Annotated in this window: 7 protein-coding genes and 1 pseudogene; 5 read left to right on the top strand and 3 right to left on the bottom strand. The window is 69.8% G+C overall.

Annotated elements, in window-relative coordinates; all coding sequences use genetic code 11:
- A pseudogene (locus CJZ98_RS09835) lies at window positions 1-382 on the bottom strand (glycogen phosphorylase); the annotation flags it as partial.
- The gene (locus tag CJZ98_RS09830) at window positions 379-2,835 is read right to left on the bottom strand and encodes a phosphoketolase family protein (protein ID WP_094590851.1); all 2,457 of its coding nucleotides are present in this window, start codon (window positions 2,833-2,835) and stop codon (window positions 379-381) included. The pseudogene CJZ98_RS09835 and the gene CJZ98_RS09830, both read right to left, overlap by 4 nt.
- A gap of 94 nt (window positions 2,836-2,929) precedes the next feature.
- Here CJZ98_RS09830 and CJZ98_RS09825 point away from each other — a divergent pair, with 94 nt between their 5' ends.
- Both CJZ98_RS09825 and CJZ98_RS09820 read left to right on the top strand, forming a co-directional pair.
- The gene (locus tag CJZ98_RS09825) at window positions 2,930-4,297 is read left to right on the top strand and encodes a cation:proton antiporter (protein ID WP_094590849.1); all 1,368 of its coding nucleotides are present in this window, start codon (window positions 2,930-2,932) and stop codon (window positions 4,295-4,297) included.
- On the top strand, window positions 4,266-4,817 hold the full coding sequence (locus tag CJZ98_RS09820) for a methyltransferase family protein (protein ID WP_232756372.1): 552 nt from the start codon (window positions 4,266-4,268) through the stop codon (window positions 4,815-4,817). Before CJZ98_RS09825 ends, CJZ98_RS09820 begins: the two co-directional genes overlap by 32 nt.
- Window positions 4,818-4,848: 31 nt before the next feature.
- On the opposite strand, the gene CJZ98_RS09815 is transcribed toward CJZ98_RS09820, so the two are convergent.
- Complete coding sequence (locus CJZ98_RS09815) at window positions 4,849-5,145, bottom strand: hypothetical protein (protein WP_094590845.1); 297 nt, start codon at window positions 5,143-5,145, stop codon at window positions 4,849-4,851.
- Window positions 5,146-5,284: 139 nt separating this feature from the next.
- On the opposite strand from CJZ98_RS09815, the gene CJZ98_RS09810 reads away from it, so the two are divergent.
- From CJZ98_RS09810 to CJZ98_RS19535, 3 genes are all read left to right on the top strand, one after another.
- Entirely contained in the window at window positions 5,285-6,208 is a 924-nt protein-coding gene (locus CJZ98_RS09810; protein WP_094590865.1) for an alpha/beta fold hydrolase, read from the top strand.
- 34 nt (window positions 6,209-6,242) lie between these two features.
- Entirely contained in the window at window positions 6,243-7,097 is an 855-nt protein-coding gene (locus tag CJZ98_RS09805; protein ID WP_094590843.1) for an aldose epimerase family protein, read from the top strand.
- A gap of 150 nt (window positions 7,098-7,247) precedes the next feature.
- Window positions 7,248-7,790: a M15 family metallopeptidase gene (locus tag CJZ98_RS19535; protein WP_094590841.1), complete on the top strand. Its 543-nt coding sequence runs from the start codon at window positions 7,248-7,250 to the stop codon at window positions 7,788-7,790.
- The last annotated feature ends 75 nt before the right edge of the window (window positions 7,791-7,865 follow it).

The following is a 7,865-nucleotide window of genomic DNA, read 5'->3' as shown; positions in this document are numbered from 1 at the left end:
CAAGGATCTCCTCCAGGTGCTCGATGCCGAAGCGGCGCAGGGCTTCCGTGGCCGCCTCCTGGATGCCGAGCATCAGCAGGTTGTTGCCCAGCTGGGGACCGATCAGGAACTCGGCCGAGAGGTAGGCCACCACCCGGGTGGGGGTGGCGCGGATCGCTTCGATGCCCGCCAGGTAGCGGGTCATCAGCCGGTCGCGCACGGCATGGCTCAAGGCCAGGTAGAGGTCGTGGCGGGAGGCGGTGGGGGCGAGCTTGCCGAGCGTGTAGAAGAGGTGCTCGGTCATGCCGTCGAACACGTCGTCGGCCTCAAGGCCGCTGCGGTCCGGGTCGGCGTAGCAGCCTGGGGTGGGCAGTTGCAGTTGGCGGGGGGCGATGTCGCTCATACTCCGGTCTCCTGGGGGGCGGTGCTGGGGGCGCTCCAGCGCCAGTCGGTGATCTCGGGGGCGTCCATGCCGTGCTCGTGGGCGTAGGCGCGGTTGGCCAGGATCGCTTCCTTCATGCGTTCCTTCACGTGGGCGGCGCGGGATCCCAGGCCGGGTACGCGATCGATCACGTCGATCACCAGATTGAAGCGGTCGATCTGGTTGTTCATGGCCAGCTCCAGTGGTGTGTTGATGTTGCCCTTTTCCTTGTAGCCGCGCACGTGGAAGTTGGCATGGTTAGTGCGGCGGTAAGTTAGGCGGTGGATCAGCCAGGGGTAGCCGTGGAAGTTGAAGATCACGGGCCGGTTGGTGGTGAAGAGGGTGTCGAAGTCACGGTTGCTGAGGCCGTGGGGATGTTCGCTGGGGTCGGTGAGGGCAAACAGCTTCACCACGTTCAGTACGCGGATGCGCAGCCTGGGGATTTCGCGACGCAGAATCTCCACGGCTGCCAGGGTCTCCTTGGTGGGGATGTCACCAGCGCAGGCCATCACCACATCCGGCTCATCGGGCTCGTGGCCGATGTGGTCGTTGCTGGCCCAGCTCCACAGGCCGATCCCCTTGGCCACGTGGGCCTGGGCCTGTTCCAGCGTGAGGTACTGCAGGTGATTCTGCTTGTCACTCACGATGATGTTGCACACGTTGGTCTCTACCAGTGCCTGCTCAGCCACTGCCAGTAGTGAGTTGGCATCGGCCGGCAGATACACCCGCACCACCTCGCCGCTCTTGTTGCCCGCCAGGTCGATGAAGCCGGGGTCCTGGTGGGTGAAGCCGTTGTGGTCCTGGCGCCACACGGTGGAGCTGATCAGGCAGTTCCAGGGGCCGATCGGCGCGCGCCATGGGGCGTGGTGAATGCAACTCTCCAGCCACTTGGCGTGCTGGTTGAACATCGAGGCGATCACATGGGCGAAGGCCTCGTAGGTGTGGAAGAAGCCATACCGCCCCGTGAGCAGATAGCCCTCCATCATTCCCACCAGGGTGTGCTCGCTGAGCATCTCCACAACCCGGCCCTCTCGGGCCAGTTCGCTGCCGCCCAGGTCCTCGGGCAGGAAGTCCTCCATCCACACCTTCTTGCTCACCTCGTAGATCGCCTGCAGGCGGTTGGAGGCCGTTTCATCGGGGCCGAACACCCGCAGCGAATTGGGGTTGCGGCCGATGGCATCGCGCAGAAGGGCGCCCAGGGGGGCGGTGTTCTCGTGCTCCACCTGGCCCGGTGCCGGCACCGCCACGGCGTAGGCCGCACTCGGGGGTAGGTGCAGCTTGCGGCGCAGCAGCCCGCCGTTGGCGTGGGGATTGGAGCCCATGCGTCGGTTCCCCACGGGCGAGAGGACCTGCAGCTCGGGCAAGAGCCGGCCGTTGGCATCAAACAGCTCCCAGGGCCGGTAGCTCTTGAGCCAGCTCTCCAGCTGCTGCAGCTGGGCCGGATCGTGGCGGGGGTTGGGCAGCGGCACCTGGTGGCTGCGCCAGAACCCCTCCAGCTTCTGGCCATTGAGTTCGGCCGGGCCGGTCCAGCCCTTGGGGGAGCGCAGCACGATCAGCGGCCAGGCCGGCCGCACCGCCTCGCCGCTGGCGCGGGCCTCGGCGCGTACCTGCAGGATGCGGCCGATGGCGGTGTCCATGGCCGCGGCCATGGCCCGGTGCATCGCCGCGGGCTCGTGGCCCTCCACGAACAGCGGATCCCAGCCGTAGCCGCGCAGCAGGCTCGCCAGCTCGTCCCTGGGGATGCGGGCCAGCAGGGTGGGGTTGGCGATCTTGTAGCCGTTGAGGTGCAGCACCGGCAGCACCGCCCCGTCGTGCACCGGGTTGAGGAACTTGTTGATGTGCCAGCTCGTGGCCAGGGGCCCGGTCTCGGCCTCGCCATCGCCGACGCAGGCCAGGGCGATCAGGTCCGGGTTGTCGAAGACCGCGCCACAGGCGTGGGAGAGCACGTAGCCCAGCTCGCCCCCCTCGTGGATCGAGCCGGGGGTTTCCGGTGTGCAGTGGCTGCCGATGTGGCCGGGGAAGGAGAACTGCTTGAAGAAGCGCCCCATACCCACGGCGTCCTGGGACTTGTCGGGATAGATCTCGCTGTAGGAGCCGTCCAGGTAGCTGGGCGCCAACACCCCCGGGGCGCCGTGGCCAGGCCCCGACAGGTAGATCATGTCGAGGTCGTGGTGGCGGATCACCCGGTTGGCATGGGCCCAGATGAAGGCCTGGCCCGGACTCGATCCCCAATGGCCCAGCAGCCGGTTCTTGATGTGCTCGGGCCGCAGCGGTTCGGCCAGCAGCGGGTTGTCGCGCAGGTAGATCATTCCCACCGCCAGGTAGTTGGCGGCCCGCCACCAGGCATCGGTCAGGGCCAGCTCCTGCTCCTGCTCCCTGCTGGGGATCTCGGCGCTACCGGCGGCGCTCGCTGCGGCCGACTGGGTGGCGGGCATGACGGAGGGTTCCGATCGTGCCCGGACCGTAGCCGTGCTCACCAGCCCCAGGCCCGACCCCCCAGACTCTCGTGGTGAATTGCCCACGCCCGCGATGAGCCTGCCGCCATACCTGCTGGAGGTTGGCCTGGAGGCCAGTGCCCACCAGCTTGAGGTGGCCGAGACGCTGATCGGCGTCGGCCGCTTCCTGGTGATCTTTGTGGCGGCCCGGCTGCTGGCTGAACTGCTGGTGCGGCTGCAGCTGCCCACGATCCTGGGGGAGCTGGTGGCCGGGGTGCTGATCGGCGTCTCGGGGTTGCACCTGATCGTGCCTCCCGAGACCCAGGCCGCCGTGAGCGGAGCGGTGCTGGAGCTGGTGGGTTCCCTGGCGGATCTGCCGGCGGCCAGCGTCCGCGACATTTACGTGGAGAGCTTCCCCAGCCTGGAGGCGGTGGCGAACCTGGGCCTCTATGCCCTGCTGTTTCTCACCGGCCTTGAGAGCGAGCTCGATGAGCTGGTGGCGGTGGGGGGCCAGGCCACCACGGTGGCCGTGGCGGGCGTGGCCCTGCCCTTCGCGCTGGGGACCCTGGGGCTGATGCTCCTGTTCCACGTGGATCCGATCCCGGCGATCTTCGCCGGCGCCTCGATGACGGCCACCAGCATCGGCATCACCGCCAGCGTGTTCGGCGAGCTGAAGATGCTGCGCTCGCGCGAGGGGCAGATCGTGATCGGCGCCGCCGTGCTCGACGACATTCTCGGGATCGTCATCCTGGCGGTGGTGGTGAGCCTGGCAGGCGGCGGCAGCCTGGAGCTGGGGCCAATCCTCAAGCTCGTGACCGCCGCGGTGGTGTTCGTGGTGGCGGCCATCGGCCTGAGCCGCAGTGCCGCCCCGGCCTTCGATGCCCTGATTGATCGGCTCAAGGCCCCGGGCGAGGTGATCGTGGCCTCATTCGTGGTGCTCTCGCTCAGCTGCTTCGCCGCCACCGCCATCGGCCTGGAGGCGGCCCTGGGGGCCTTCGCCGCCGGCCTGATCCTCAGCACCTCCAAGCACACCCACGCCATCCAGGAGTCGGTGAAGCCGGTGGTGGCCCTGTTCGCCACGATCTTCTTCGTGTTGATCGGCACCGGCATGGACCTCTCGGTGCTCGATCCCACCAATCCGGCCAACCGCCCGGGCCTGGTGATCGCCGCCTTTTTGCTGGTGGTGGCGATTGCCGGCAAGGTGGCCGCCGGCTGGGCCTTCCTCTCCAAGCAGCCCACCAACCGGCTGGTGGTGGGGCTGGGGATGATGCCCCGTGGCGAGGTGGGTCTGATCTTCCTGGGGCTCGGCACCCAGGCCAAGCTGCTCAGCCCGCCCCTGGAGGCCGCCATCCTGCTGATGGTGATCGGCACAACCTTCCTGGCCCCGCTGCTGCTCAGACTGGTGCTGGCCGGAAAGGATGGAGGTCCCGATGCCGACGCCCTCGCCGAAATCCCCACCTGACTCACCCCTGGCGGACTGGGGCCTCAGCTGGGGCGGCTGGCTCGACAACCGCCGGGGCGAATGGTGGCTGCTGGCCCAGGGGCTGCTGATTGCCGCCCACCTGCTGCCCCCCTGGCCGACCCCCGGCTCCTGGGGTTACGCCTGGCCCCTGCCGCTGGCCCTGGCCGGGGCTCTCACGTTCCTGCTGGGGCTGGTGTTGGCGGCGCGGGCCTTCGGGGGGCTCGGGGCCAGCCTCACACCCCTGCCCGACCCCAAGCCGGGCGCCGCCCTGGTGACCAGCGGCCCCTACCGCCGCTGCCGCCATCCCCTCTACCAGGCGATCCTGCTCTGCTCCCTGGGGGTGACCGTGGCCCTGGGCAGCCTGTTGCACCTGGCCCTGCTGCTGGCGCTGGCGGCTGTGCTGGGCGGCAAGGCGCGCCGGGAGGAGCGCCAGCTGGCGCTCTGCCATCCCGACTACCCGGCCTACCGGGCGGTGACGCCGGCGATCGTGTCCAGCCTGCCCTGGCTCGACTGGCGCTGAGGACCTGGGGCTGGCCCGCCGCCCGCGGGGCTCAGGGCTCGCCGCGCAGGCTGGCCAGGCCCCAGAACAGGCCGTAGAGAGCGGCCATCAGCCCGAGGCTGGTGCCCCAGCCCGGTCCCAGGGCCCAGCCCAGCCCCAGGTTGGTGAGGGCGCCCACCCCAAGGGCCAGCGCCAGGCTGGCCAGCACCAGCAGGACCTGTTGAACGCTCTCCTCCAGGGGGCCGTCGGCCAGCACCTGCTCCAGGCGGGAGAGCGGTGCGCTGAGGGGCACGTAGAGGGCCAGGGCCCAGAGGGCCGTTCCGGGGAGCAACAGCGTCCAGTCGGGCACGGGCCAGCGGGCGGGATGGGCTCCCTAGCATCAACCACCCTGCCCCCGCCCGTTGACCAGCCCTGCCGCCGCCCCCGTCGAGCCGCTGGTGACATCGCCACGCCTCGATCCGCCCGAGACGGCATCGCCTGCACAGGATCTGGCTGGGGCGGCTGCGCCCGGCGCCGAGGAGCCATGGAGCTTTCAGGGGCACCGCGTGCACTGCCTCAGCCGCCGCCCGGAGAGCCCGGTGGGGCCGGCGATCCTGCTGGTGCATGGCTTCGGCGCCTCCACTGACCACTGGCGCTTCAACATCCCCGCCCTGGCCGAGCGCCACGAGGTGCATGCCCTGGACCTGCTGGGCTTCGGCCGCAGTGCCAAGCCCGAGGGTCCCAGTTACGGCGGCGCCCTCTGGCGCGACCAGCTGGTGGCCTACGTGGCCGAGCGCATCGGTCGCCCCACGGTGCTGGTGGGCAACTCCCTCGGCGGCTACGCGGCCCTGGCGGCCGGGGCGACCCTGGGCGAGCAGGCTGCTGGTGTGGCGCTGCTGAACGCGGCTGGCCCCTTCTCCGATGAACAGGCCGAGCCCCGGGGCTGGGGCGCCATCGCCCGCCGCACCATCGGCAGCGCCCTGCTGAAGAGTCCGGTGCTGCAGCGGCTGCTGTTCGAGAACCTGCGCCGCCCCGCCAGCGTGCGCCGCACCCTGCGGCAGGTCTACATCGACAAGACCAACGTCGATGACGCCCTGGTGGAGTCGATCCTGCGACCGTCGCGCGATCCCGGTGCCTTCGGTGTGTTCAAGACGGTGTTCGACATTCCCCGCGGCCAGCCCCTCGATGAGCTGTTCGCCCAGTTGCAGGCTCCGCTGCTGCTGCTCTGGGGCATCCGCGATCCCTGGATCAATGCCGCCGGCCGTCGCGGCGCCTTCCAGCGCCACGCCCCGGACCGCACCACCGAGGTGGTGCTGGAGGCGGGCCACTGTCCCCACGATGAGGTGCCCGAGCAGGTGAACCGGGCGATGCTGGAGTGGCTGGCTGCTCTGGAGGGGTTCCCTGCCGTCAGCCCTGCGGCGACCGGTCTGTGACGCTGCCGCTCGCCACGTCCAGCCCCTGTCTGCCATGCCGCTGAACCAGCGTTCCGTTCCCTACCTTCACTGGGAGTTCCGCCACCCCGCCAGCGGTGATCAGCTGCGGCTGGTGCCGGAGCGGGGCGGACTGCTCACGGGCTGGTGCTGCCGGGGCCGCGAGCTGCTCTATCTCGATCAGGACCGGTTCGCCGATCCATCCAAGTCGGTGCGCGGCGGGATGCCGGTGCTGTTCCCCCTCTGCGGCAACCTGCCAGGTGATCGGTTGCCCCTGCCGGAGGGCGATGTCATCCTGAAGCAGCACGGCTTCGCCCGGGATCTCCCCTGGGGGCTGGAGGCCCTGGCCGATGGCAGCGGGGTCGTCCTGAGCCTTCGTGATACCGACGCCACCTGGGCGCAGTATCCCTTCGCCTTCCGCCTCAGCCTGGAGCTGCGGCTCGAGCCTGGGGCCCTGGGGATCACGGCGTTGGTCGAGAACCCGGGAGAGCGGCCCCTGCCCTTCGCCTTCGGGCTCCATCCCTACTTCGCCATCGCGTCACTCGCGGCCGCGGCGGTGGAAGGCCTGCCGCCCCGTGGCTTCGACCACCTCACCATGGCGCCCACCGAGACGGCGGCACAGTTGCAGCGGCTGGAGCAGGGGGTGGACCTGCTGGCCCAGACCGCCGGCGCCGTGCGGCTGCGGGACCTGGAGGGAGGATTCGCCGTGGAACTGCAGCCCACGGCGCCCTTCGATCTGGCGGTGGTCTGGACCGATCCGCCCCGGCCCATGGTGTGCCTGGAGCCCTGGACGGCACCGCGCGGGGCCCTGGTGAGCGGCGAGCGGCGCCTGGAGCTGGCCCCGGGCTCGGAGTGCCGGCTCGTCACCCGCTACCAGCTGATCGAGGGCTGAGGGGGAGCGGTCCGACGGCACACCCGTTCTCCAGGCGGAGCTGGCGCGCCAAGGCGATGCGACACGGTCTTGTGCTGCTGGTGGCCCTGATGGGAGTCAGCACAGCAGCCACCCCCGCTGCTGCAGCCGGCGGCCTCAGCTGCCGAGGGGATGCGCGGGTGTCCTTGCTGGACCTGGAGCCGTGCCCAGAAAGTTGCAGGGGCTGCGCTACGCCAGCCCCTGCAACTTTCTGGGCGCCACCCGCTAGCCAGTGCTGCTCCCCTGGCTGCGTTGATCTGTGCCCCTGGCCCTGCAGCAGGTTCAACGGGATCGGGCGGTGGAGGGGCTTGGGATCAAGGTCTGGGATGCCTGCCACCCCCTTGCCGTTCAACAGCGGATGTGGGATGCCATCCGGGATCTTCGCTACGTCTCGGATCCCGCGACAACGCCGGCCGGCACACCCTCGGCACCGCCGTCGATGTGACGTTGGTGGACCGGCGGGGCCGGGAGCTGCCGATGCCCACGGACGCCGACGTCGTCTCCGAGGCTGCCCATCGAGATGCTCCGGGCGGCCCCGGCGACTGTGCCGCCGGGGCCAGGAGGCTGAGCGGGGCGATGGAGCGTCGTGGCTTCCTGTCAGTGCCCATGGAGTGGTGGCACATCGGCTGGAAAGACTGGCAGTCCTGGCCAGTGGTGAAAGGCTCCTCCGTATAAACAATGTAGCGCATGTGCCCTGCGCTACATAGCGGGCTATTCGCGAAAACAATGACCCTCGCAGTGAATGTTGGT

It is taken from the genome of Vulcanococcus limneticus LL (assembly GCF_002252705.1).
Classification (GTDB): domain Bacteria; phylum Cyanobacteriota; class Cyanobacteriia; order PCC-6307; family Cyanobiaceae; genus Vulcanococcus; species Vulcanococcus limneticus.
The sequence above is the reverse complement of the archived record's forward strand: the minus strand, read 5'-3'. Positions and strand labels throughout refer to the sequence as shown.

Excerpts from the sequence above, each read along its gene's own strand:
- CJZ98_RS09820 (WP_232756372.1), top strand. The coding sequence starts at position 4,266 with ATGCCGACGCCCTCGCCGAAATCCCCACCTGACTCACCCCTGGCGGAC.
- CJZ98_RS09830 (WP_094590851.1), bottom strand. The coding sequence starts at position 2,835 with ATGCCCGCCACCCAGTCGGCCGCAGCGAGCGCCGCCGGTAGCGCCGAG.
- CJZ98_RS09805 (WP_094590843.1), top strand. The coding sequence starts at position 6,243 with ATGCCGCTGAACCAGCGTTCCGTTCCCTACCTTCACTGGGAGTTCCGC.
- CJZ98_RS19535 (WP_094590841.1), top strand. The coding sequence starts at position 7,248 with ATGCGCGGGTGTCCTTGCTGGACCTGGAGCCGTGCCCAGAAAGTTGCA.
- CJZ98_RS09825 (WP_094590849.1), top strand. The coding sequence starts at position 2,930 with ATGAGCCTGCCGCCATACCTGCTGGAGGTTGGCCTGGAGGCCAGTGCC.